General features: G+C 62.6%; 26 protein-coding genes and 1 pseudogene. 15 read left to right on the forward strand and 12 right to left on the reverse strand.

Features of this window, described 5'->3' with window-relative positions; all coding sequences use genetic code 11:
• From HP546_RS02130 to HP546_RS02155, 6 genes and pseudogenes are all read right to left on the reverse strand, one after another.
• A pseudogene (locus tag HP546_RS02130) lies at positions 1–951 on the reverse strand (RNA polymerase factor sigma-54); the annotation flags it as partial.
• A 176-nt stretch (positions 952–1,127) separates the two neighbouring features.
• On the reverse strand, positions 1,128–1,853 hold the full coding sequence (gene lptB, locus HP546_RS02135) for an LPS export ABC transporter ATP-binding protein (protein ID WP_010952146.1): 726 nt from the start codon (positions 1,851–1,853) through the stop codon (positions 1,128–1,130).
• Positions 1,854–2,378 carry a lipopolysaccharide transport periplasmic protein LptA gene (gene lptA, locus HP546_RS02140; RefSeq protein WP_172219174.1) on the reverse strand — a complete coding sequence of 175 codons (525 nt, stop codon included), beginning with the start codon at positions 2,376–2,378 and terminating at the stop codon, positions 1,854–1,856.
• Entirely contained in the window at positions 2,365–2,937 is a 573-nt protein-coding gene (gene lptC / locus HP546_RS02145) for an LPS export ABC transporter periplasmic protein LptC (RefSeq protein ID WP_172219176.1), read from the reverse strand. The genes lptA and lptC overlap by 14 nt, the downstream gene beginning before the upstream one ends.
• A gap of 8 nt (positions 2,938–2,945) precedes the next feature.
• On the reverse strand, positions 2,946–3,470 hold the full coding sequence (locus HP546_RS02150) for an HAD family hydrolase (RefSeq protein ID WP_172219178.1): 525 nt from the start codon (positions 3,468–3,470) through the stop codon (positions 2,946–2,948).
• Between the two features lie 11 nt (positions 3,471–3,481).
• The gene (locus tag HP546_RS02155) at positions 3,482–4,456 is read right to left on the reverse strand and encodes a KpsF/GutQ family sugar-phosphate isomerase (protein ID WP_172219180.1); all 975 of its coding nucleotides are present in this window, start codon (positions 4,454–4,456) and stop codon (positions 3,482–3,484) included.
• 248 nt (positions 4,457–4,704) lie between these two features.
• Here HP546_RS02155 and HP546_RS02160 point away from each other — a divergent pair, with 248 nt between their 5' ends.
• The 10 genes from HP546_RS02160 (at position 4,705) to hisC (ending at position 12,626) form a co-directional block, all read left to right on the forward strand.
• On the forward strand, positions 4,705–5,514 hold the full coding sequence (locus HP546_RS02160) for an ATP-binding cassette domain-containing protein (RefSeq protein WP_172219182.1): 810 nt from the start codon (positions 4,705–4,707) through the stop codon (positions 5,512–5,514).
• Positions 5,514–6,311: a lipid asymmetry maintenance ABC transporter permease subunit MlaE gene (gene mlaE, locus HP546_RS02165; protein ID WP_172219184.1), complete on the forward strand. Its 798-nt coding sequence runs from the start codon at positions 5,514–5,516 to the stop codon at positions 6,309–6,311. Before HP546_RS02160 ends, mlaE begins: the two co-directional genes overlap by 1 nt.
• Complete coding sequence (gene mlaD, locus HP546_RS02170; protein WP_010952152.1) at positions 6,311–6,796, forward strand: outer membrane lipid asymmetry maintenance protein MlaD; 486 nt, start codon at positions 6,311–6,313, stop codon at positions 6,794–6,796. Before mlaE ends, mlaD begins: the two co-directional genes overlap by 1 nt.
• Before the next feature lie 9 nt (positions 6,797–6,805).
• Positions 6,806–7,453, forward strand: a complete 648-nt coding sequence (locus HP546_RS02175; RefSeq protein ID WP_172219186.1) for a phospholipid-binding protein MlaC — start codon at positions 6,806–6,808, stop codon at positions 7,451–7,453.
• The gene (locus HP546_RS02180) at positions 7,450–7,752 is read left to right on the forward strand and encodes a lipid asymmetry maintenance protein MlaB (protein WP_172219188.1); all 303 of its coding nucleotides are present in this window, start codon (positions 7,450–7,452) and stop codon (positions 7,750–7,752) included. Before HP546_RS02175 ends, HP546_RS02180 begins: the two co-directional genes overlap by 4 nt.
• 117 nt (positions 7,753–7,869) lie before the next feature.
• The gene (locus HP546_RS02185; protein ID WP_003255121.1) at positions 7,870–8,109 is read left to right on the forward strand and encodes a BolA family protein; all 240 of its coding nucleotides are present in this window, start codon (positions 7,870–7,872) and stop codon (positions 8,107–8,109) included.
• 23 nt (positions 8,110–8,132) lie between these two features.
• Positions 8,133–9,398 (forward strand): UDP-N-acetylglucosamine 1-carboxyvinyltransferase, encoded by a 1,266-nt coding sequence (gene murA / locus HP546_RS02190; protein WP_172219190.1) that lies wholly within the window; start codon positions 8,133–8,135, stop codon positions 9,396–9,398.
• A 91-nt stretch (positions 9,399–9,489) separates the two neighbouring features.
• The gene (hisG, locus tag HP546_RS02195) at positions 9,490–10,125 is read left to right on the forward strand and encodes an ATP phosphoribosyltransferase (RefSeq protein ID WP_033701084.1); all 636 of its coding nucleotides are present in this window, start codon (positions 9,490–9,492) and stop codon (positions 10,123–10,125) included.
• Positions 10,126–10,251: 126 nt separating this feature from the next.
• Entirely contained in the window at positions 10,252–11,577 is a 1,326-nt protein-coding gene (gene hisD / locus HP546_RS02200; protein ID WP_172219192.1) for a histidinol dehydrogenase, read from the forward strand.
• 2 nt (positions 11,578–11,579) lie between these two features.
• The gene (gene hisC / locus HP546_RS02205; protein ID WP_172219194.1) at positions 11,580–12,626 is read left to right on the forward strand and encodes a histidinol-phosphate transaminase; all 1,047 of its coding nucleotides are present in this window, start codon (positions 11,580–11,582) and stop codon (positions 12,624–12,626) included.
• A 62-nt stretch (positions 12,627–12,688) separates the two neighbouring features.
• Here the strand turns inward: hisC and HP546_RS02210 are convergent, their stop codons facing one another.
• Complete coding sequence (locus HP546_RS02210; RefSeq protein WP_172219205.1) at positions 12,689–13,873, reverse strand: alkaline phosphatase family protein; 1,185 nt, start codon at positions 13,871–13,873, stop codon at positions 12,689–12,691.
• Between the two features lie 139 nt (positions 13,874–14,012).
• On the opposite strand from HP546_RS02210, the gene HP546_RS02215 reads away from it, so the two are divergent.
• The 4 genes from HP546_RS02215 (at position 14,013) to HP546_RS02230 (ending at position 16,896) form a co-directional block, all read left to right on the forward strand.
• Positions 14,013–14,663 carry a FadR/GntR family transcriptional regulator gene (locus HP546_RS02215; protein ID WP_172219207.1) on the forward strand — a complete coding sequence of 217 codons (651 nt, stop codon included), beginning with the start codon at positions 14,013–14,015 and terminating at the stop codon, positions 14,661–14,663.
• 13 nt (positions 14,664–14,676) lie between these two features.
• Positions 14,677–15,957 carry an MFS transporter gene (locus tag HP546_RS02220; protein ID WP_172219209.1) on the forward strand — a complete coding sequence of 427 codons (1,281 nt, stop codon included), beginning with the start codon at positions 14,677–14,679 and terminating at the stop codon, positions 15,955–15,957.
• A 176-nt stretch (positions 15,958–16,133) separates the two neighbouring features.
• Positions 16,134–16,610: a nuclear transport factor 2 family protein gene (locus tag HP546_RS02225; RefSeq protein WP_172219211.1), complete on the forward strand. Its 477-nt coding sequence runs from the start codon at positions 16,134–16,136 to the stop codon at positions 16,608–16,610.
• The gene (locus HP546_RS02230) at positions 16,603–16,896 is read left to right on the forward strand and encodes a GIY-YIG nuclease family protein (protein ID WP_172219213.1); all 294 of its coding nucleotides are present in this window, start codon (positions 16,603–16,605) and stop codon (positions 16,894–16,896) included. The genes HP546_RS02225 and HP546_RS02230 overlap by 8 nt, the downstream gene beginning before the upstream one ends.
• Positions 16,897–16,921: 25 nt before the next feature.
• On the opposite strand, the gene yejK is transcribed toward HP546_RS02230, so the two are convergent.
• Complete coding sequence (gene yejK / locus HP546_RS02235; RefSeq protein ID WP_172219215.1) at positions 16,922–17,929, reverse strand: nucleoid-associated protein YejK; 1,008 nt, start codon at positions 17,927–17,929, stop codon at positions 16,922–16,924.
• 370 nt (positions 17,930–18,299) lie between these two features.
• On the opposite strand from yejK, the gene HP546_RS02240 reads away from it, so the two are divergent.
• The gene (locus HP546_RS02240; protein WP_003255106.1) at positions 18,300–18,581 is read left to right on the forward strand and encodes an HU family DNA-binding protein; all 282 of its coding nucleotides are present in this window, start codon (positions 18,300–18,302) and stop codon (positions 18,579–18,581) included.
• 50 nt (positions 18,582–18,631) lie between these two features.
• Here HP546_RS02240 and rlmF read toward each other — a convergent pair whose 3' ends face one another.
• From rlmF to HP546_RS02260, 4 genes are all read right to left on the reverse strand, one after another.
• Positions 18,632–19,582: a 23S rRNA (adenine(1618)-N(6))-methyltransferase RlmF gene (gene rlmF, locus HP546_RS02245; RefSeq protein ID WP_172219217.1), complete on the reverse strand. Its 951-nt coding sequence runs from the start codon at positions 19,580–19,582 to the stop codon at positions 18,632–18,634.
• A 117-nt stretch (positions 19,583–19,699) separates the two neighbouring features.
• Positions 19,700–22,546: a valine--tRNA ligase gene (locus HP546_RS02250; RefSeq protein WP_172219226.1), complete on the reverse strand. Its 2,847-nt coding sequence runs from the start codon at positions 22,544–22,546 to the stop codon at positions 19,700–19,702.
• 209 nt (positions 22,547–22,755) lie between these two features.
• On the reverse strand, positions 22,756–23,121 hold the full coding sequence (locus HP546_RS02255) for a DNA polymerase III subunit chi (RefSeq protein ID WP_172219228.1): 366 nt from the start codon (positions 23,119–23,121) through the stop codon (positions 22,756–22,758).
• A 5-nt stretch (positions 23,122–23,126) separates the two neighbouring features.
• Positions 23,127–23,555, reverse strand: a complete 429-nt coding sequence (locus HP546_RS02260) for a DNA polymerase III subunit chi (protein ID WP_172219230.1) — start codon at positions 23,553–23,555, stop codon at positions 23,127–23,129.
• Positions 23,556–23,590 lie beyond the last annotated feature (35 nt).

The raw sequence follows: 23,590 nt of genomic DNA on the forward strand, positions 1-23,590 counted from the left end.
CAGGCGCGGGATGGCCTCCTGGTTCAGTTCGACCAGCCAGCGCTCGCTGTCCTTGCGCACGATCACGTCGGGCACCACGTATTCAGGCTCGCTGGACTCGATCTGCGAACCAGGCCGCGGGTTGAGGCTTTGCACCAGCTCGATGACCTGGCGCAGCTCGTCTTCCTTGATTTTCATGCGCCGCATAAGCTGGCTGTAGTCACGGCTGCCGAGCAGGTCGATGAAGTCGCTGACCAGACGCTTGGCTTCGGTCATCCACGGCGTGCTGGCGGGCAGTTGGCGCAGTTGCAGCAACAGGCACTCGCCGAGGTTGCGGGCGCCGACGCCGGCTGGCTCGAACTGCTGGATGCGGTGCAGTACCGCTTCGACTTCGTCCAGCTCGATGTCCAGCTCCGGGTCGAACCCGGCGCAGATCTCCTCGAGAGTGTCTTCCAGGTAGCCCTGGCCGTTGATGCTGTCGATCAGGGTGACGGCGATCAGGCGATCGGTGTCGGACATCGGCGCCAGGTTGAGCTGCCACAGCAGGTGGCTTTGCAGGCTTTCGCCGACAGAGGTGCGGGTAGTGAAGTCCCACTCGTCGTCATCGTTGCTCGGCAGGCTGCTGGCGCTGGTCTGGTAGATGTCTTCCCAGGCGGTGTCGACCGGAAGCTCGTTGGGGATGCGTTCGCTCCACTCACCTTCTTCCGGGTTGTCGACAGTGACGGTGCTTTCCTGGAAGTTGTTGTCCTGGGCTTCGGCAGTCGGCTTGTTCTCGGCGTTATCCGCCATCGGGTCGCCGTTGTCGAAGTCCTCGCCGTCTTCCTGACGTTCGAGCATCGGGTTCGACTCCAGCGCTTCCTGGATTTCCTGTTGGAGGTCCAGGGTGGAAAGCTGGAGCAAGCGGATGGCCTGTTGCAACTGCGGTGTCATCGTCAGTTGCTGGCCCATTTTTAGGACGAGCGATGGTTTCATGGCAGGGGCTTAATACCTTGTTCGCCGGCGCGCATGCGCCATCCACTACACGAGGGCGCCGGGGCGCCAGATCAAGCAAGTTTTATGCCTTAAATTGTAGCGTTTGCCTAGAGCACCGTAACAACTTTACCCCCGGTTGCAGGGCTGTCTGGCGGTGCTCCAGGCGCGTTCCGGGGTCAGAGCCGGAACTCGTGACCCAGGTAGACTTCCTTGACCAGTTCGTTGGCCAGGATGGTTTCGGCATCACCTTCGGCGATCAGCCGGCCATCGTTGACGATATAGGCGGTTTCGCAGATATCCAGTGTCTCACGCACGTTGTGGTCGGTGATCAGCACACCGATACCCTTGGCCTTGAGGTGGTGGATGATCTGCTTGATGTCGCCGACCGAGATTGGGTCGACGCCGGCGAACGGTTCGTCCAGCAGGATGAATTTGGGTGCGGTCGCCAGAGCGCGGGCAATTTCCACCCGGCGGCGCTCACCGCCGGACAGGCTCATGCCGAGGTTGTCGCGGATATGGCTGATATGGAATTCCTGCAGCAGGCTTTCCAGCTCTTTGCGCCGGCCGTCGCGGTCGAGGTCCTTGCGGGTCTCGAGGATGGCCATGATGTTGTCCGCCACCGACAGCTTGCGGAAGATCGAGGCTTCCTGCGGCAGGTAGCCGATACCGGCGCGTGCGCGACCGTGCATGGGCTGGTGGCTGACGTCGAGGTTGTCGATCAGCACGCGCCCCTGTTCGGCCTGGACCAGGCCGACGATCATGTAGAAGCAGGTGGTCTTGCCGGCGCCGTTGGGGCCGAGCAGGCCGACGATCTGGCCGCTGTCGATCGACAGGCTGACATCACGCACGACCTGCCGCCCCTTGTAGCTCTTGGCCAGGTGCTGGGCTTTGAGGGTTGCCATTTACTCGGCCTTCTTCTTGGGCTGGATCACCATGTCGATACGCTGACGTGGCTGGGTCACATTGCCACCGCGCCCGGCAGTCGCCACCTGGCTCTTGGTGTTGTAGACGATCTTCTCGCCTTCGGTGGTGTTGCCCTCGTTCTCGACCTTGGCGCGGTCGGTGAGGATCACGGTGTCTTTTTGCGCCTGGTACTGGATGGTGACTGCCCAGCCTTTCATCTTGTCGGGCTTGGCAGCACTCTGTTGCTGCTCGAAGTAGGCCAGGTTGCCAACCGAGGTGACGACGTCGATGTCGCCATTGCTCGCGCGGGTCATGGTCACCGTGTTGCCTTTGATCATCATCGAGCCTTGGGTAATGATCACGTCACCGGTATAGGTGGCCACACCCTGCTTGTCATCCAGGTGTGCGTTGTCGGCCTGGATGCGAATAGGCTGATCACGGTCATTCGGCAGGGCGAAGGCGCTCGCGGTTCCCAGTGCTGCGCTCAGGCTGAGCAAAAGGGGGAGGGTTTTAACGAGCCTCATACTGTCCTCTTACGTTAGAGAGCAGGTCCATCCTGCCTTCTTTCAAATAGGCTTTCATGCCCTTGCCCGTGGTTGTCCCACCGGCGCCGTCGATTCTAACGGCTTGCTCGGTCTGAGCATATTGCTTCTGTGGAAATACGGTCATGCGCGAACTGGTAATAATCGTTTCGCGTTGCTTCTCGTCGGTGCGTGCCACACGTACCTTGTCGATCAGTTCGACCTCGGTACCGTCCGGATTCACCTCGGCGCGCACGCTCTGTACGTGCCACGGGTATTCGGTGCCGCGGTACAGGCGCAGGTCCGGGGTGGTCACCAGGGTGACTTCGCTGGCCTTTACATGCTCGACCTTGTCGGCGGTCATTTCGTACTGCAGCTTGCCGTCAGGCAGGAACTGCACACTGTGCGCGTTGATCGCATAGTAGTCGATGGCGCTTTCGTCGACCTGGGCCACCGGCTGGTCGAGGAAGCTTTCCGGGCTGACGTTCCAGTAACCGATGGCTGCCAGTACGGCGGCGATCACCGTCAGCAGCGCGATATTGCGGAGTTTCTTGCTGAACATGGGCAGCCTTACAGGTAGTTGGCGTTGGCAGCGTCCAGGGTGCCCTGGGCCTGCATGATCAGTTCGCAGAACTCGCGGGCGGCACCTTCGCCGCCGCGAGCCTGGGTCACGCCATGGGCGTGCTGGCGAACAAACGGCGCGGCGCTGGCTACCGCCATGCCCAGGCCTACCCGGCGAATCACCGGCAGGTCGGGCAGGTCATCGCCAAGGTAGGCGACCTGTTCATAGCTTAGGCCCAGTTCGGCGAGCAGGCCGTCGAGTACCACCAATTTGTCTTCGCGGCCCTGGAAAAGGTGCGGGATGCCGAGGTTGCTGGCCCGGCGTTCGACCACCGGGGTCTTGCGGCCGCTGATGATCGCGGTGGTTACGCCCGAGGCCATGAGCATCTTGATGCCCTGGCCGTCGAGGGTGTTGAAGGTCTTGAATTCGCTGCCGTCCTCGAGGAAGTACAGGCGGCCATCGGTCAGTACGCCATCGACGTCGAACACCGCGAGTTTGATGGCCTTGCCACGTTGCATCAGGTTCTGGCTCATTCCATCGCTCCTTACAGCACGCCGGCGCGCAGCAGGTCGTGCATGTTGAGGGCGCCGGTCGGTCGGTCTTCGTGGTCCACGACCACCAGCGCGTTGATCTTGTGGTCTTCCATTATTTTCAAGGCCTCGGCGGCGAGCATCTCCGCGCGGGCGGTCTTGCCATGCACCGTCATCACCTGGTCGATCAGGGTGGTGTGCACATCGATGTTGCGGTCCAGGCTGCGGCGCAGGTCGCCGTCGGTGAAAATCCCGGCCAGCTTGCCGTCAGCTTCGACGACCACGGTCATGCCGAGGCCCTTGCGGGACATTTCCACCAGCGCATCCTTCAGCAGGGTGCCGCGCTGCACCTGAGGCAGTTCACCCCCGGCGTGCATGACGTTCTCTACCTTGAGCAGCAAGCGCCGCCCAAGTGCGCCGCCAGGGTGCGAGAAGGCGAAGTCTTCTGCGGTGAAGCCGCGCGCCTCCAGCAGGGCGATGGCCAGGGCGTCGCCCAGTACCAGTGCTGCGGTGGTGGAGGAGGTGGGCGCCAGGTTCAACGGGCAGGCCTCCTGCGCGACCCTGGCATCGAGGTTGACATCCGCTGCCTGGGCCAGGGTGGAGTCCGGGTTGCCGGTCAGGCTGATCAGCTTGATGCCCAGGCGCTTGATCAGCGGCACCAGGGTGACGATCTCGGCGGTGCTGCCGGAGTTCGACAGCGCCAGGATGATATCGCTGCCGGTGATCATGCCCATGTCGCCATGGCTGGCTTCGGCAGGGTGCACGAAGAACGCCGGTGTGCCAGTGCTGGCCAGGGTGGCGGCGATCTTGTTGCCGATGTGCCCGGATTTGCCCATGCCCAGCACCACGACCCTGCCCTCGCTAGCCAGGATGATTTCGCAGGCTTTGACAAAGTGTTGGTCGATGCGCGCCAGCAGGCCCTCGACGGCCTCGAGTTCCAGGCGCACGGTGCGCTGGGCGGATTGAATCAGCTCGCTGGATTGGCTCATGTCGAAAACGCAGTGCCTGATGAAAAGGCGGCGATTATAGCCGCAATGGAAGAAACCCTCACGCTTTCGATTGCCGTGAAGAATGTCAGGCCAGCCTGTCGCAGCGCTGAACGACTCGTTGCCCGCCCTTGGGGCGGCGCTGTCAGCGGTGCTATAGTTCGCCGCTATTCGGCCTGTCAGGGGTGCGTGTGCCTTCCAGATGGAGGCCGGCGTCCATTAGGACGAGGCTGCACTAGCAAGGAGTCTAGATGAGTGTGGATAGCGCCTACGCGGTCGAGTTGAAGGGGGTTACCTTCAAACGTGGTTCGCGCAGCATTTTCAGCAACGTCGACATTCGCATCCCGCGCGGCAAGGTCACCGGCATCATGGGGCCATCGGGTTGCGGCAAGACCACGTTGCTCCGGTTGATGGGCGCCCAGTTGCGCCCGTCCAGCGGTGAGGTATGGGTTGCCGGGCAGAACCTGCCGACCCTGTCGCGCAGCGATCTGTTCGATGCCCGCAAGCACATGGGTGTGCTGTTCCAGAGCGGTGCGCTGTTCACCGACCTCGATGTCTTCGAGAACGTCGCGTTCCCGCTGCGCGTGCATACCCAGCTGTCGGACGAAATGATCCGTGACATCGTGTTGATGAAACTGCAGGCCGTCGGCCTGCGCGGCGCCATCGACCTGATGCCTGACGAGCTTTCTGGTGGCATGAAGCGCCGGGTGGCGCTGGCCCGGGCAATTGCCCTGGACCCGCAGATCCTCATGTACGACGAACCGTTCGTCGGCCAGGACCCGATCGCAATGGGCGTGCTGGTGCGGCTGATTCGCCTGCTCAACGATGCCCTGGGCATCACCAGCATCGTCGTTTCGCATGACCTGGCGGAAACCGCCAGCATTGCCGACTACATCTACGTGGTGGGTGACGGCCAGGTGCTGGGCCAGGGTACGCCTGACGAGCTGATGGGCTCGGATAACCCGCGTATCCGCCAGTTCATGAAGGGTGACCCGGATGGCCCGGTACCTTTCCACTTTCCTGCGCCTGACTACCGCGCCGACCTGCTGGGGGCGCGTTGATGCGCAGAAAATCCTTACTCGAACGTGTCCGCCTGCTGGGCCGCTCGGCAATCGACGTGCTGGCAGTGCTGGGGCGTTCCTGCCTGTTCCTGTTCCATGCGCTGGTCGGGCGTGGCGGCATTGGTGGTGGCTTCCAGCTGCTGACCAGGCAGCTGTATTCGGTTGGTGTGCTGTCGCTGGCGATCGTCGTCGTGTCCGGGGTGTTCATCGGCATGGTGCTGGCGCTGCAGGGCTACAGCATCCTGACCAAGTACGGCTCGGAGCAGGCGGTAGGGCAGATGGTGGCCCTGACCCTGCTGCGTGAGCTTGGCCCGGTGGTGACGGCGTTGCTGTTCGCCGGCCGTGCGGGGTCTGCGCTGACCGCCGAAATCGGCAACATGAAGTCCACCGAGCAGCTGTCGAGCCTGGAAATGATCGGCGTCGACCCGCTCAAGTACATCGTCGCGCCCCGCCTGTGGGCCGGTTTCATCTCGCTGCCGCTGCTGGCGCTGATCTTCAGCGTGGTCGGTATCTGGGGTGGCTCGTGGGTGGCCGTGGACTGGCTGGGCGTCTACGAGGGTTCGTTCTGGGCCAACATGCAGAACAGTGTTTCGTTTACCGACGACGTGCTCAACGGGCTGCTCAAGAGCCTGGTGTTCGCCTTCGTCACGACCTGGATCGCCGTATTCCAGGGGTACGACTGTGAGCCCACCTCAGAAGGGATCAGCCGTGCCACCACCAAGACCGTGGTCTATGCCTCGTTGGCAGTGCTGGGTCTGGACTTTATTCTGACCGCCTTGATGTTTGGAGATTTCTGATGCAAAACCGCACCCTGGAAATCGGTGTCGGCCTGTTCCTCCTGGCCGGGATCCTGGCGCTGCTGCTGCTGGCCCTGCGTGTCAGCGGGCTGTCGGCCAGCCCGAGCAGCGATACCTATAAAGTTTATGCCTACTTCGACAATATCGCCGGTTTGACGGTCAGAGCTAAAGTGACCATGGCCGGTGTGACCATCGGCAAGGTCACCGCCATCGATCTGGACCGTGATTCCTACACCGGTCGGGTAACCCTGCAGCTGGACAAGTCGGTTGACAACCTGCCGACCGACTCCACTGCCTCGATCCTGACCGCCGGCTTGCTTGGCGAAAAGTACATCGGCATCAGCGTCGGCGGCGAAGACGAAGTGCTCAAGGACGGTGCGACCATCCACGACACCCAGTCGGCACTGGTGCTGGAAGATCTGATTGGCAAGTTCTTGCTCAACTCTGTTGGCAAGGAACCGAAAGAAGCGCAACCGGCTAATTAAGGAGTTTCCATGATTTCGATCCTGCGACGTGGCCTGCTGGTCCTGCTGGCGGCTTTCCCTTTGCTGGCGTTGGCCGCCCAAACGCCTCATGACGTGGTTCAGAGCACGACCAACGAGTTGCTTGGTGACCTCAAGGCCAACAAGGAACAGTACAAGTCCAACCCCAGTGCTTTCTATGATTCCCTGAATCGTATCCTCGGCCCGGTGGTGGACGCAGACGGTATTTCCCGCAGCATCATGACCGTCAAGTACTCGCGCAAGGCCACCCCGGAGCAGATGCAGCGCTTCCAGGAAAACTTCAAGCGCAGCCTGATGCAGTTCTATGGCAACGCGCTGCTGGAGTACAACAACCAGGGTATCGTGGTTGATCCGGCCAAGGCCGATGACGGCAAGCGTGCCAGTGTCGGCATGAAGGTTACCGGCAACAACGGTGCCGTGTACCCGGTGCAGTACACCCTGGAGAACATCTCCGGCGAGTGGAAGGTGCGTAACGTCATCGTCAACGGCATCAATATCGGCAAGCTGTTCCGCGACCAGTTTGCCGACGCCATGCAGCGCAACGGCAACGACCTGGACAAGACCATCGATGGCTGGGCCGGCGAAGTGGCCAAGGCCAAGCAGACCGCCGACAGCTCGCCAGAGAAGACCGTCAAATGAGTGAAGCCGCCGTAAGCATGGCCGAGCCGGGCGTGCTGCGCCTGGCCGGTGTGCTGGACTATCGCAGCGGGCCGGCCCTGCGCAAGCAGGGCAAGGCACTGATCGCGGCCAGTGCTGAGGCACAGCTGGTGCTCGATTGCACGGCGGTGCAGCACTCCACCAGCGTCGGCCTTTCGCTGCTGCTGGCATTCGTGCGTGACGCCCAGGCCGCCGGCAAGGGCTGCCTGGTACGTGGCATGCCCGACGACATGCGGGAAATTGCCGGGGTCTATGACCTCGATGAAGTGCTGGCAACCTGATGGCCCGGCACGGATGATGGCCCCTCGGTCAGCGAAGCCCTCGTTGGGCTTCGCAGGCGAGGGGCTTTTTTGTATGATGGCCGACCCGTGCGCATCGGGCGCCGATTGAGGTTGAGCATGCAGGCCGTAGAAGTTAAAAGCTTCCTTGAAGAAAAATTGCCCGGTTCCCGGGTCGAAGTTGAAGGCGAAGGCTGCAACTTCCAGTTGAACGTGATCAGCGACGAGTTGGCTGGCCTGAGCCCGGTCAAACGTCAGCAGGCGATCTATGCTCACCTGAACCCGTGGATCGCCAATGGCAGCATCCATGCGGTAACCATGAAATTTTTCAGCAGCGCAGCCTGGGCTGAGCGCACCTGAGCCAACTTGGCGGCGAGACTCCAATGGACAAACTGATTATTACTGGCGGCCCTCGTCTTGACGGCGAGATCCGCATTTCGGGCGCGAAGAACGCAGCCCTGCCGATCCTGGCAGCGACCCTGCTGGCTGACGGCCCGGTAACCGTGGGCAACCTGCCACACCTGCACGACATCACCACCATGATCGAGCTGTTCGGTCGCATGGGCATCGAGCCCGTGATCGACGAAAAGCTCGCGGTGGAGATCGACCCACGCACCATCAAGACCCTGGTCGCGCCGTATGAGCTGGTCAAGACCATGCGCGCCTCGATCCTGGTGCTGGGCCCGATGGTCGCCCGTTTCGGCGAGGCCGAAGTGGCCCTGCCAGGCGGTTGCGCCATTGGCTCGCGCCCGGTCGACCTGCACATCCGCGGCCTTGAGGCCATGGGTGCGAAGATCGATGTCGAAGCCGGCTACATCAAGGCCAAGGCGCCTGAGGGTGGCCTGCGCGGTGCGCACTTCTTCTTCGACACCGTCAGCGTGACCGGTACCGAGAACATCATGATGGCCGCTGCCTTGGCCAAAGGCCGCAGCGTGCTGCAGAACGCTGCGCGCGAGCCTGAAGTGGTCGATCTGGCCAACTTCATCAACGCCATGGGCGGCAAGGTTCAAGGCGCGGGTACCGACACCATCACCATCGATGGCGTAGAGCGCCTGCACTCGGCCACCTATCGCGTGATGCCGGACCGTATCGAAACCGGTACCTACCTGGTTGCCGCTGCCGTGACCGGTGGCCGCGTCAAGGTCAAGGACACTGACCCGACCATCCTTGAAGCCGTGCTGGAAAAGCTCAAGGAAGCGGGCGCCGACATCAATACCGGCGAAGACTGGATCGAACTGGACATGCACGGCAAGCGGCCCAAAGCCGTCAACCTGCGTACCGCACCGTACCCGGCCTTCCCGACCGACATGCAGGCGCAGTTCATCTCGCTGAACGCCATCGCCGAAGGCACTGGCGCGGTGATCGAGACCATCTTTGAAAACCGCTTCATGCATGTGTACGAAATGCACCGCATGGGCGCGCAGATCCAGGTCGAAGGCAACACGGCCATCGTCACTGGCGTCAAGACGCTGAAGGGTGCCCCGGTAATGGCAACCGACCTGCGTGCTTCCGCCAGCCTGGTGCTGTCGGCGCTGGTGGCCGAAGGCGACACCCTGATCGATCGCATCTACCACATTGACCGTGGTTACGAGTGCATCGAAGAAAAACTGCAGATGCTCGGCGCGAAAATCCGCCGCGTACCGGGCTAGTAGCCCGCTGGTGCAAGGATGCACCTGATGAATTGAATGCGGTCGGGCTCAACGCCCGGCCGGCAGTAGCCGCTTAAGGACCGACGTTCCAATGTTGACCATCGCGCTTTCCAAAGGCCGTATTCTCGACGACACCCTGCCATTGCTGGCCGAGGCCGGTATTGTACCGACCGAGAACCCGGACAAGAGCCGCAAGCTGATCATCCCCACCACGCAGGACGACGTGCGCCTGCTGATCGTGCGTGCCACCGACGTGCCAACCTACGTCGAGCATGGTGCCGCCGACCTTGGCGTGGCCGGCAAGGACGTGCTGATGGAATACGGCGGCCAGGGCCTGTACGAGCCCCTGGACCTGCAGATTGCCTGCTGCAAGCTGATGACCGCTGGCGTGGTGGGTGCACCCGAGCCCAAGGGCCGTCTGCGGGTGGCCACCAAGTTCGTCAACGTAGCCAAGCGCTACTACGCCGAACAGGGCCGCCAGGTCGATATCATCAAGCTGTACGGCTCGATGGAGCTGGCGCCGCTGATCAACCTCGCCGACAAGATCATCGACGTGGTCGACACTGGCAACACCCTGCGTGCCAACGGTCTCGAACCCCAGGAAATGATCGCCACGATCAGCTCGCGCCTGGTGGTCAACAAGGCCTCGATGAAAATGCAGCACGCTCGTATCCAGAGCCTGATCGACACCCTGCGTAAAGCTGTCGAATCGCGACACCGCGGCTGACTCCTGAGCGCGACCTTCGCTGTCGCGCCCGTCTATCCGCGTCATAGCCACTTTTCTCGGGTGCCCGCGCGGATGGACTGGTAGCCTAGGGCGCCTGAGCATTCGCTAATAATCGAGGCCCTCGCCATGACCGTGTCCACTGCAATTGCCCGTCTCAACGCTGCTGATCCGGATTTCGCCCGACATCTGGATCATCTGCTGAGCTGGGAAAGTGTGTCCGATGACGCGGTCAACCAGCGCGTGCTCGACATCATCAAGGCCGTGCGCGAGCGCGGCGATGCGGCGCTGGTGGAGTTCACCCAGCGTTTTGACGCTGTTGCCGCCACCTGTATCGATGACCTGATCCTCGGCCGTGAGCGTCTGGAGCTGGCCCTGACCCGCATCACCGCGGCCCAGCGCGAAGCGTTGGAAAAGGCCGCCAACCGTGTGCGCATGTACCACGAGCGGCAAAAGCAGGACTCCTGGCAGTACACCGAAGCCGACGGCACTGTGCTTGGCCAGAAGGTGACACCGCTGGACCGCGCCGGCCTGTATGTGCCTGGCGGCAAGGCGTCGTACCCGTCGTCGGTGTTGATGAACGCCATTCCGGCCAAGGTCGCCGGCGTGCCGGAAGTGGTGATGGTGGTGCCGACCCCGCGTGGCGAGGTCAATGAGCTGGTGCTGGCGGCTGCCTGCATCGCCGGTGTCGACCGGGTGTTCACCGTCGGTGGCGCCCAGGCCGTGGCTGCACTGGCCTACGGCACCGAAAGCGTGCCACAGGTAGACAAGATCGTCGGCCCCGGCAACATCTATGTCGCCACCGCCAAGCGCCACGTGTTCGGCCAGGTCGGTATCGACATGATTGCCGGCCCGTCGGAAATCCTCGTGGTATGCGACGGCCAGACCGACCCGGACTGGATCGCCATGGACCTGTTCTCCCAGGCCGAGCACGACGAAGACGCCCAGGCCATCCTGGTCAGCCCGGATGCCGGTTTCCTCGACCGCGTTGCTGCCAGCATCGACAAGCTGATGCCAACCATGGAGCGTGCCGAAATCATCGAGAAGTCGATCAATGGCCGCGGTGCGCTGATCCAGGTGCGTGACATGCAGCAGGCGATCGAAGTGGCCAACCGCATCGCACCGGAGCACCTGGAGCTGTCGGTGGCCGACCCGCAGGCTTGGCTGCCGCACATCCGCCATGCCGGCGCGATCTTCATGGGCCGCCACACCAGCGAAGCGCTGGGTGACTACTGTGCCGGCCCCAACCACGTATTGCCTACCTCGGGCACCGCGCGGTTCTCGTCGCCACTGGGGGTATATGACTTCCAGAAGCGTTCGTCGATCATCTTCTGCTCCGAGCAGGGCGCGTCCGAGCTGGGCCACACTGCATCGGTGCTGGCCCGTGGCGAGTCGCTGACCGCCCACGCCCGCAGTGCTGAATACCGCATCCTGACCCAAGAGAAGGGGAACTGAGCATGAGTCGATTCTGGAGCCCCTTCGTCAAGGACCTGGTGCCTTACGTGCCGGGCGAGCAGCCCAAACTGGCCCGCCTGGTCAAGCTGAACACCAACGAAAACCCCTACGGCCCGTCGCCCAAGGCGCTGGAGGCCATGCGCGCCGAGCTGAACGACAATCTGCGCCTTTATCCAGACCCGAACGGCGACCGGCTCAAGCAGGCGGTGGCCGAGTATTACGGCGTGACTGCGGCGCAAGTATTTGTCGGCAATGGCTCGGACGAAGTGCTGGCGCACATCTTCCACGGCCTGTTCCAGCACGATGCCCCGCTGCTGTTCCCGGACATCAGCTACAGCTTCTACCCGGTTTACTGCGGCCTGTACGGTATCGCCTTCGAACAGGTGGCGCTGGACGAGCAGTTCCAGATCCGCATTGGTGACTACAACAAGCCCAACGCCGGCATCATCTTCCCCAACCCCAACGCGCCGACTGGCTGCCTGATGCCGTTGCAGGCGGTGGAGCAGCTGCTGCAAGCCAACCGTGATTCGGTGGTGGTGGTGGATGAGGCCTATATCGATTTTGGTGGCGAAACAGCCATCAGCCTGGTGGACCGCTACGACAATCTGCTGGTCACCCAGACCTTGTCGAAATCGCGCTCGCTGGCCGGCCTGCGGGTTGGTCTGGCAGTGGGTCACCCGGACCTGATCGAGGCGCTGGAGCGGATCAAGAACAGCTTCAACTCTTATCCGCTGGACCGTGCGGCGATCGTCGGTGCTGCGGTGGCGTTCGAGGACCGCGAGTACTTCGAGGCTACCTGTCGCAAGGTGATCGACAGTCGCGAAGTGCTGGTTGGTCAATTGCAGGCCAAAGGTTTCGACGTGCTGCCATCGGCGGCCAACTTTATCTTTGCCCGTCACCCGCAGCAGGACGCCGCTGAGCTGGCGGCCCGTTTGCGCGAGCAAGGGGTGATCGTGCGCCACTTCAAGCAGCAGCGTATTGCCCAGTTCCTGCGGATCACCATTGGCACGCCGGAGATGAACCAGGCGCTGCTTGATGCGTTGAACTGACGGCAGTCCCTGTGGCAGCGGCCTTGCACGCCAATCGTGACGCAAGGCCGCTGCAACGGTGTTCAATAACCGCTTTCTTCGATGACAACCGCCTTGGGCTCTGGCCTGTTGCGTACCGCCGCCGGTGTTCCGTCGAGCACCAGCACATAGTCGTTCTGCTGCTTCATCCCCTCCGGATCGCGCCATTGCCCGCCTGCGGCCGGCACCTGCGCCACCACATGCCCGTTCTTCAAAATGCTCAGATGGCCGCTGGCGTTACTGTTCCAGCGCAGCTGCCCTTTGCTTTCATCCGCCCGTGCCTTGCGCACCCCGGTGTTTCCCAGCAAGGGCGTCCCGTCCAGTAACCAGTCCGGCTGCAGTTTCAACCCCATGTGGCGCAATAGGGTCGGTGCAACCGAGGTTTGCGCGGGCAGGCTGTACAGGTGGTTCGGGCCGGGGTTTTCCGCAGGAATGCCGGGTTGCGTAAACTCCTGGTTCAGCGGCTTGTTGCTGGCGATGAAGATGGTCTTTTCCTGTTCCGACAGCCCGCCGTGGCCTTTGCCCCAGTAGTCGCGGCCATGGTCGGTGCTGACCATCACCAGCCAGTCTTCCTGCGGATACCTGCGCCGCCGCTCATCGACCTTGTCCAGCAACTGGCCAATCTGGTTGTCGACCTTGCGCAGCGCGCGCTGGTAACGATCACCAAAACCTCTGTCGTGGCCGGCCTGGTCCGGTTCGTCGAGCTGGATGAAGGTGAAGTCCGCGGGCGTGTTGCCAAGGATCTGCAGCGTACGCTCGATCACCTGCTCATCCGATAAACCACTTTCACGCACATCTGCGCCATGCGCATCTTCCAGCATGAATGCCGTATTCAGCGGCGACCAGTTGACCACGCTGGCCAGGTAGGCGTTGGGCATGGCCAGGCGCAGCCGCCTGAACAGGCTGGGGAACGCCCGGTCAACCCGCAATGATTCGTCGTTGGAAGTAACGCCATGCTTGTTGCTCCACACGCCGGTCAGCAGCGTCACCCAGCCTGGGCCGCTCAGGGTCGGCTGCTCGCTGCCCCTGCCGTTGATCCCGCCAGCGTAGGCTTTGCCGTAATACAGCCGCTGCCTTAGGTGGGTGGCGTCACCCAGCAGCAGGTATCGCTCCAGTTGCACACCGTCCAGGCCAATGAACAAAGCCTTCGGGCGGCTGCGCTGTTGCGCCGGATCACAACCGGGCAGCAAGGTGAGGAACAGCAATAGCAGCAGGCTCGCTCGTCGCATGCAAAGGCATCCTTGAAGGTGTGCTGCGAGCGTTGCAACAAAGCGTATTCTCCACAACTGGCAAAAATGACAGGTGGTTTACGCCATTGACCCGGATCCAGTAAGCTGCAGCAATTCATCGGATGATTGGTTGAGTGGGATGGGTACAGAGCTGACCAGGCGTTCATTGGTCGAATTGGCTGTGGAATCGATGCGCGAGCGCATTCTGCAGGGCGACTGGCAGGTAGGGCAGCGTCTGCCAACCGAGCCGGAACTGGCCTTGCAGCTTGGCATCAGCCGCAATACCGTGCGCGAAGCCATGCGGGTGCTGGCCTTCAGCGGCCTGGTGGAAATCCGTCAAGGCGACGGCAGCTACCTGCGCACCGCCCAGGACCCGCTGCAAGCGGTGCAGGCGATGTCGCGCTGCAGTGCCGAGCAGGCCCGGGAAACCCGCCATATCCTGGAAACCGAAGCGATTGGCCTGGCGGCCCTGCGCCGTACCGCAGCCGACCTGCAAGTACTGCGCGATGCCTTAGGCAGCAGTGCCGGGCATTTTCATGGTGATGTCGACGCTTATGTGGCCTGCGACCTGGTGTTTCACCAACGGCTGGTAGATGCCGCTCACAACCCGGCGTTAAGTGAGCTGTACCGCTACTTTTCCGGGGTGGTCGCTGCCGCGCTGCAGCAGAACATGGCGACCGTGCCGCGTTGCCAGGCCACGTTCGACCTGCATGGACAGATCCTCGACGCCATCGAGCAACGCGACGCGGAGCGGGCCAAGCGCCTGAGCCGTACCCTCATCGAATCCTGACCCCGAGAAGGCCATGGCTGAATCCATCACTCGCAATACCCCGCCCGACCCGCGCGATCTCGATGAGCTGCTGATCGACGCTGAAGCCGACGACGAGCAGGTCCAGCAACAGCCGGTGCTGCTGCGCAGGCCCTGGTTGCTGTTGCTCGGTCTGGTGCTGGTGGCCTTGAACCTGCGTCCGGCGTTGTCGAGCATGGCGCCGGTGCTGGGCCAGGTCTCCGAAGGCCTGGGGCTGAGTGCGTCGCAGGCAGGCTTGCTGACCACCTTGCCGGTGCTGTGCTTGGGCTTGTTCGCCCCGCTGGCGCCGCTGCTGGCGCGGCGCTTTGGCAGTGAGCGAGTGATCGTGGGCATTCTGCTCACCTTGGCGCTGGGGATTGTCGTGCGCAGTACACTGGGGGCCGCCGGGGTTTTCCTTGGTAGCCTGATGGCGGGAGCCAGCATCGGTATCATCGGCGTGCTGCTGCCCGGTATCGTCAAGCGCGATTTCCCCCAGCACGCTGGCACCCTGACTGGCGTGTACACCATGGCGCTATGCCTGGGCGCGGCCATGGCTGCCGGGGCTACTGTGCCCCTGGCGCAGCATTTCGACGACAGCTGGGCGGTGGGGCTGGGCTTCTGGGTGCTCCCGGCCTTGCTGGCCATGCTGGTGTGGCTGCCCCAGGCCCGTCAGGGGCATGGCTTGCACAAAGTAGCCTACCGGGTGCGCGGCCTGTGGCGTGACCCCTTGGCCTGGCAGGTGACCCTGTACATGGGGCTGCAGTCGTCGCTGGCCTACATAGTATTTGGCTGGTTGCCATCGATCCTGATCGGCCGCGGCCTGAGCCCTACAGAGGCGGGGCTGGTGCTGTCGGGGTCGGTGATCGTGCAATTGGTCAGTTCCCTCAGCGCACCCTGGCTGGCGACCCGCGGCAAGGACCAGCGCCTGGCGATCGTGATGGTCATGCTGATCACCTTGGCGGGCTTGTTCGGTTGCCTGTACGCGCCGATTTCGGGGCTATGGGGTTGGGCGGTGGTGCTGGGCCTGGGGCAGGGGGGGACCTTTGCCCTGGCGCTGACCCTTATCGTGCTGCGTTCGAAAGATGCTCATGTGGCGGCGAACCTGTCGAGCATGGCTCAAGGCGTAGGTTACACCTTGGCGTCCATGGGGCCGTTTGCAGTAGGGCTGGTACATGACATGACCGGCGGCTGGGCGGCGGTGGGCTGGATTTTTGCCGTGCTGGGGATTGGCGCCATCGTGTTCGGGTTGGGTGCCGGGCGTGCTTTGCATGTGCAGGTGACCAGCGAGAGGGTTTGAGGAAAATGTTGGCAGTGCCGGCCTCTTCGCGGGTAAGCCCGCTCCCACAGAATCTGTGCCTGCTCTGGGCCTGTCACTTTCCTGTGGGAGCGGGTTTACCCGCGAAGAGGCCGGCACTGGCGTAAGCCGTCGGGGCAGATTATCGTGCTGCTTTCGATCCCAGCACGGACCCGCCCATGAGCGACGCCAACCGCGACCTGATCACCCGTTTCTACCAGGCCTTCCAGCGCCTGGACGCCGAGGCCATGGTGGCCTGCTACAGCGATGATGTCGTTTTCAGCGACCCGGTCTTCGGCACCCTGCGCGGCAAGGACGCGGGTGACATGTGGCGCATGCTCACCAGCCGTGCCACAGACTTCACCCTTGCGTTCGACAGCGTCCGCGCCGACGAACGTGGTGGTGGGGCGCACTGGGTGGCGACTTACCTGTTCAGCCAGACCGGCCGTGTCGTGGTCAATGACATCCAGGCGCGCTTTGTGATTCGTGATGGGTTGATCTGCCAGCACGACGACAGCTTCGACCTGTGGCGCTGGTCACGGCAAGCGCTGGGCGTGCCCGGGGTGCTGCTCGGCTGGTCGCCGCTGGTGCAGAACAAGGTCCGCCAGCAAGCGTTCAAGGGCCTGCGGGCATTTCAGCAGGCCCGTGGTGAGTGAGGTCGTCGTGCATGCCATAGGCAAACCCTGGTTTGTCTATCTGGTACGGGCGGCGAATGGTTCGTTGTATTGCGGTATCAGTGACGACCCGCAGCGGCGCTTTGCCGCGCACCAGAAGGGGCGGGGGGCGCGGTACTTCAAGACCAGCCCGGCCCAGGCGCTGGTGTATGTGGAGCAGTGGCCGGACAAGGGTGAGGCGTTGCGGCAGGAGCGGCTGGTGAAGCGGCTGCGCAAGTCGGCGAAGGAGGCGTTGGTCGCCTCCTATGATGCTTCTTGCATGATTTAGGGCTGCAAGGCAGCCCCCAGGGCCATCAGTCCTTGCGTCGTTTCAACTGGTCCACCAAGGTGGTCGGCAGCCCTTTGATGATCAAGGTCCCGGCTTCCTCGTCATACTCCACCTTGTCCCCCAGCAGATGCGCCTCGAAGCTGATCGACAGCCCTTCGGCGCGCCCGGTAAAGCGGCGAAACTGGTTAAGGGTGCGTTTATCCGCAGGGATTTCCGGCGACAGGCCGTAATCCTTGTTGCGGATGTGATCGTAGAACGCCTTGGGGCGGTCCTCGTCAATCAGGCTCGACAGCTCTTCCAGGGTCACCGGTTCGCCCATCTTGGTCTGCGCAGTGGCGTACTCGACCAGGGTCTGGGTCTTTTCGCGCGCGGACTCTTCGGGCAAGTCCTCGCTCTCGACAAAATCACTGAAGGCCTTGAGCAGGGTGCGGGTTTCACCCGGGCCATCAACGCCTTCCTGGCAGCCGATGAAGTCGCGGAAATACTCCGAGACCTTCTTGCCGTTCTTGCCTTTGATGAACGAGATGTACTGCTTGGAATTCTGGTTGTTCTTCCACTCCGACAAATTGATGCGCGCCGCCAGGTGCAGTTGGCCCAGGTCAAGATGGCGCGAAGGCATTACGTCCAGTTCGGCGTTTACCGCCACACCCTCGCTGTGGTGCAGCAGGGCGATTGCCAGGTATTCGGTCATGCCTTGCTGATAGTGGGCAAACAGGATGTGGCCACCGGTGGACAGGTTCGACTCCTCCATCAGCTTTTGCAGATGCTCCACGGCCACGCGACTGAACGCGGTGAAGTCTTTCTCCTTTTCCAGGTATTGCTTCAGCCAGCCGCTCAGCGGGTACGCACCAGACTCGCCGTGGAAAAAGCCCCAGGCCTTGCCTTGCTTGGCGTTATAGCTGTCGTTGAGGTCGGTCAGCAGGTTTTCGATGGCATCGGAAGCGGCCAGTTCGTTATCGCGGGCATGCAGCACGGCGGGGCTGCCATCAGGCTTTTTGTCGATCAGGTGAACGATGCAATGACGGATTGGCATGGGATTCTCGGCGAGCTGCAAAAGTCGTCAAGTTTAACCCAGACACAAGGTGGTGCAGTGGCCGGATGTTGGCAGAAATGCCGGTTGTTCGTTTTTTGTTCAAATTTGTGCGATTAAGGCTAAAACCCCCGAAAAACCTGCATTAAATCGAAGTGCGCAGCGGATATTTATCCGTTCCTGTGGTAGCTTTGCGCGGTCTTGTGCACCTCGTGTGGCGCATTGCTGGCAGCGTGCTGTCGTCGTGTCGAACCAAACGCCGATTTACGTATCTAGATACGGGATTGGCGCGGCCCTCCACTTACAGGGGCTGGCCCGATAACGTCGTAGTTCGCTGCATAACCATCGAATTTGATAGGGAAGGAACATCACCATGGCATTGACCAAAGACCAACTGATTGCCGACATCGCCGAATCGATCGCCGCGCCAAAAGCCACCGCCAAAAACGCGCTGGAGCAACTGGGCCAGATCGTTGCCGACCAGCTGGAAAACGGCGCTGAAATCACTCTGCCAGGCATCGGCAAGCTGAAAGTCTCCGAGCGTCCTGCCCGTACCGGCCGCAACCCTTCGACTGGCGCTGCCATCGAAATCGCTGCCAAGAAAGTCGTCAAGTTCGTACCAGCCAAAGTGCTGACCGACGCTATCAACAAGTAATTGTTGACGCTTTGACGAAACCGCGCCCGGCTTGCCCGGGCGCGGTTTTTTTATGCCTGTGATTTACTGCGGGTGCGCCAGGCCTGGCGCGCAGCGTCGTCATGGAAGCTCCAGGCGACCATGCGGCTCTGCTTCTGCCCTTGGCCCATTTCGACAATGCGCACGGCCTTGGCGCCGGCCTTCTTGAGTGCAGCCTCGATCCCCGGCAGATTGCTGGCCTTGGACACCAGGCTGGTGAACCAGAGTACCTGCTCGGCGTATTGCACGCTTTCTCCCGCGAGCTGGGTAACGAAGCGGATTTCGCCGCCCTCGCACCACAGCTCGTTGTTCTGGCCACCGAAGTTCAGCACCGGCAGCTTGCGCTTGGGGTCCTGCTTGCCAAGGTTCTTCCACTTGCGCTGGCTGCCACGAGTGGCTTCATCGCGCGAGGCATGGAAGGGCGGGTTGCACAGGGTCAGGTCGAAGCGTTCGTCGTCCTGCAGCAGGCCGGTGAGGATGTGCGCCCGCTTGGCCTGCTGGCGCAGGGTGATGGCCTTGGCCAGGCCATTGGCCTGGATGATGGCCTTGGCCGAAGCCAGGGCTACCGGGTCGATGTCCGAACCGAGGAAACGCCAACGGTAGTCGCTGTGGCCCAGCAGCGGGTAGATGCAGTTGGCTCCTACGCCAACGTCCAGTACGCGCACCTGGGCGCCTTTGGGGATTTCACCGGCGTTATCGTCAGCCAGCAGGTCGGCGGCCACGTGGATGTAGTCGGCGCGGCCGGGGATCGGTGGGCACAGATAATCGGCCGGAATGTCCCAGTGCTGGATGCCGTACTGGGCCTTGAGCAGGGCGCGGTTGAACACCCGCACGGCTTCGGGGTTGGCGAAGTCGATGCTGGGTTTGCCGTGTGGGTTGGTGATGGTGAACCGCGCCAGGTCAGGGTGGGCCTTGATCAGGCTGGGGAAGTCGTAGCGGCCCTGGTGGCGGTTGCGCGGGTGCAGGGTGGGTTTTTCGGTCATGGTCGGATCCTGAAAAGCATCGCCGGCAAGCCGGCTCCCACAGGTACGGTGCTTTCCTGTGGGAGCCGGCTTGCCGGCGATGGGCTGCGCAGCAGCCCGCTATGGCTTCACTTTTGGTTACAGCGCTGCAATCCGCGCATGCTGCTCGGTGAAGTTGGCCAGGGCCTGTTCAGACTCGGCCAGCTTGGCGCGCTCTTTCTCGATCACCGCAGGCGGTGCCTTGTCGACGAAGGCCGCATTGGACAGCTTGCCACCGACACGCTGGACTTCGCCTTGCAGGCGCTGGATTTCCTTGTTCAGGCGCGCCAGCTCGGCATCCTTGTCGATCAGCCCGGCCATCGGCACCAGTACCTGCAGGTCACCTACCAGGGCGGTGGCCGACAGCGGCGCTTCGTCGGCATCGCTCAGTACCGTGAACGACTCGACCTTGGCCAGCTTCTTCAGCAGTGCCTCGTTTTCCTGCAGGCGGCGCTGGTCGTCGGCGTTGGCGTTCTTCAGGAACAGCGGCAGCGGCTTGCCCGGGCCAATGTTCATTTCGGCGCGGATGTTGCGCAGGCCGACCATCAGCTCTTTGAGCCACTCGATGTCGCCTTCGGCAGCGGCGTCGATGCGAGCTTCATTGGCCACTGGCCACGGCTGCAGCATGATGGTCTTGCCTTCGATGCCGGCCAGCGGCGCGATGCGCTGCCAGATTTCTTCAGTGATGAACGGCATGAACGGGTGCGCCAGGCGCAGCGCCACTTCCAGCACGCGCACCAGGGTGCGACGGGTGCCACGGGCGCGCTCGACCGGGGCATTCTCGTCCCACAGTACCGGCTTGGACAGCTCCAGGTACCAGTCGCAGTACTGGTTCCAGATGAACTCGTACAGCGCCTGGCTGGCCAGGTCGAAGCGGAACTGCTCCAGCTGGCGGGTCACTTCGGCTTCGGTGCGCTGCAACTGCGAGATGATCCAGCGGTCAGCCAGCGACAGCTCGTAGGCTTCGCCGTTCTGGCCGCAGTCCTCGCCCTTGTCCAGGACGTAGCGGGCGGCGTTCCAGATCTTGTTGCAGAAGTTGCGGTAGCCTTCGACGCGGCCCATGTCGAACTTGATGTCGCGGCCGGTCGAGGCGAGCGAGCAGAAGGTGAAGCGCAGGGCGTCGGTGCCGTAGCTGGCGATACCTTCGGGGAACTCGGCCTTGGTCTGCTTGGCGATCTTCTCGGCAAGCTTTGGCTGCATCATGCCGCTGGTGCGTTTCTCCAGCAGGGCGTCGAGGGTGATGCCGTCGACGATGTCCAGCGGGTCCAGCACGTTGCCCTTGGACTTGGACATCTTCTGGCCCTGGCCGTCACGCACCAGGCCGTGCACGTACACGGTCTTGAACGGTACTTGCGGAGTGCCGTCCTCGTTCTTGATCAGGTGCATGGTCAGCATGATCATGCGCGCAACCCAGAAGAAGATGATGTCGAAGCCAGTCACCAGTACATCGGTGGAGTGGAACTTCTTGAGGAACTCGGTCTGCTCCGGCCAGCCCAGGGTGGAGAAGGTCCACAGGCCCGAACTGAACCAGGTGTCGAGCACGTCGTCGTCCTGGCGCAGGACCACGTCGGCGCCCAGGTTGTGCTTGGCGCGCACCTCTTGCTCGTTGCGGCCGACATACACCTGGCCGGCCTCGTCGTACCACGCCGGGATACGGTGGCCCCACCACAGCTGGCGGCTGATGCACCAGTCCTGGATGTCACGCATCCAGGAGAAGTACATGTTTTCGTACTGCTTGGGCACGAACTGGATGCGGCCATCTTCCACTGCAGCGATGGCAGGTTCTGCCAGCGGCTTGGTGGAGACGTACCACTGGTCGGTCAGCCACGGCTCGATCACGGTGCCCGAACGGTCGCCCTTCGGCACTTTCAGAGCGTGGTCGTCGATGCTCACCAGCAAGCCTTGGGCGTCCAGGTCGGCGACGATCTGCTTGCGCGCGACGAAGCGGTCAAGATTGGCGTACTGGGCCGGCAGGCTGGTGTCGACCTGCTCGTTGATGCTGCCGTCGAGGTTGAACGCCTGGGCGCTGGCCAGCACGAAGGCGTTCTTGTCGAAGATGTTCAGCAGCGGCAGGTTGTGGCGCTTGCCGACTTCGTAGTCGTTGAAGTCGTGGGCCGGGGTGATCTTCACGCAGCCGGTACCGAACTCGGGGTCGCAGTAGTCGTCGGCGATGATCGGGATGCGGCGGCCGACCAGGGGCAGTTCGACGAACTTGCCGATCAGTGCCTGGTAGCGTTCGTCACCTGGGTTGACCGCAACGGCGGCGTCACCCAGCAGGGTTTCCGGACGGGTGGTGGCAACGACCAGGTAGTCCTTGCCTTCGGCGGTCTTGGCGCCGTCGGCCAGCGGGTAGCGCAGGTTCCACAGGTGGCCTTTCTCGTCGTGGTTCTCCACTTCGAGGTCGGAGATGGCCGTGTGCAGCTTGGTGTCCCAGTTGACCAGGCGCTTGCCGCGGTAGATCAGGCCGTCCTCGTGCAGGCGCACGAAGGCTTCCTTGACCGCTTCGGACAGGCCGTCGTCCATGGTGAAGCGCTCGCGGCTCCAGTCTACCGACGAGCCCAGGCGACGGATCTGACGGCTGATGTTGCCGCCGGACTGGTCCTTCCATTCCCAGACCTTGTCCAGGAACTTTTCGCGGCCCAGGTCATGGCGGTTCTGGCCCTTGGCCTCGAGCTGGCGCTCGACCAGCATCTGGGTGGCGATACCGGCGTGGTCGGTGCCTGGCTGCCACAGGGTGTCACGGCCTTGCATGCGGCGGAAACGGATCAGGGCGTCCATGATCGCGTTGTTGAACCCGTGGCCCATGTGCAGGCTGCCGGTCACGTTCGGCGGCGGGATCATGATGGTGTAGGACTCGCCTGCACCTTGTGGGGCGAAATAGTTCTCGGACTCCCAGGTGTTGTACCAGGAAGTTTCGATGGCGTGCGGCTGGTAGGTCTTATCCATGCGCGGCGGGACCCTGTGCATTAATTCGGGAAAGCCGGGAAGTATAACCAAGCTGGGGGCCGCAGGCGACAAGCTGCTGCTATCTGGCAAGGCAGGCATGGCCTCTTCGCGGGTAAACCCGCTCCCACAGGTACAGCACCGCCTTCAGGCCTGTGGTGATCCTGTGGGAGCGGGTTCACCCGCGAAGCAGGCGACACCGATGTCCTGTTTTACTCGGAACGCGTGATCAACCGCTCGATGCGCGCATCCAGCCGGCGCTTGATCTCGTTTTCGATATGCGGGGTGAAGTCGTTGATCACGTCCTGCATGATCATCTGCGCCGCCGCACGCAGCTCGCTTTCAAGGTGCAGCAGGGTGTCCTGGCGGCGGGTCTGCGAGTCTTCTGCAGGCACTGCGGCAACCGTTTCGGGCGGCGCTGGCACATTGCCGGCGGGCTCATTCAGCAGCAACGGGATCTGCTCGACCGTCTCGGTCAGCAGCGGCGGTTGCAGGTCGGCATCGCCAAGCAGCTGGCGGATCGACTCGAGGTCATCGAGCAGGTGGGCGGAGTCGGGCAGGGAGGAGGGCTTGTCCATCGTCGTCAAAGTCGCTGTAAGCGGTGGTCTTGCAGAGCATAGCCCTGTTCACGGTAGAAACGGAATCGCTCACGCGCCGATTGGCGAATGCCAGGCTCTTCGATCACGATCTCGGCTACCCGCTCGAACTGGCCGACGAACCCCGGCACGCTGGCGCCCAGGTTGATCAGCAGGTCGCGGTGCTCGCCCGCGCTGTCCGCCAGGCCCAGGGCCACGCCAGCATCGCCATGCACCTCGGCGAGGTCGTGGGGCACGAAGGCCTCGCCCCGGAAGCGCCAAAGGCGCTGGTCCAGTTCGTCGCGCTGTTCGGCATCCTGGCAGTGCAGATAGACCCGGTGGCCGAGGCGCCAGGCCTTGTCGCACAGCTTGCAGGCGAAATCGAGCCGCGCTGACAGCGAGTCGGTGGGCAGGATGTAGAAATCGACTTTGCTCATGGTGGTATCGCCAGCCGGTGGCGCGCAAGGCACCA

The organism is Pseudomonas sp. CM25 (assembly GCF_013179705.1).
In the GTDB taxonomy this organism is placed as follows: domain Bacteria; phylum Pseudomonadota; class Gammaproteobacteria; order Pseudomonadales; family Pseudomonadaceae; genus Aquipseudomonas.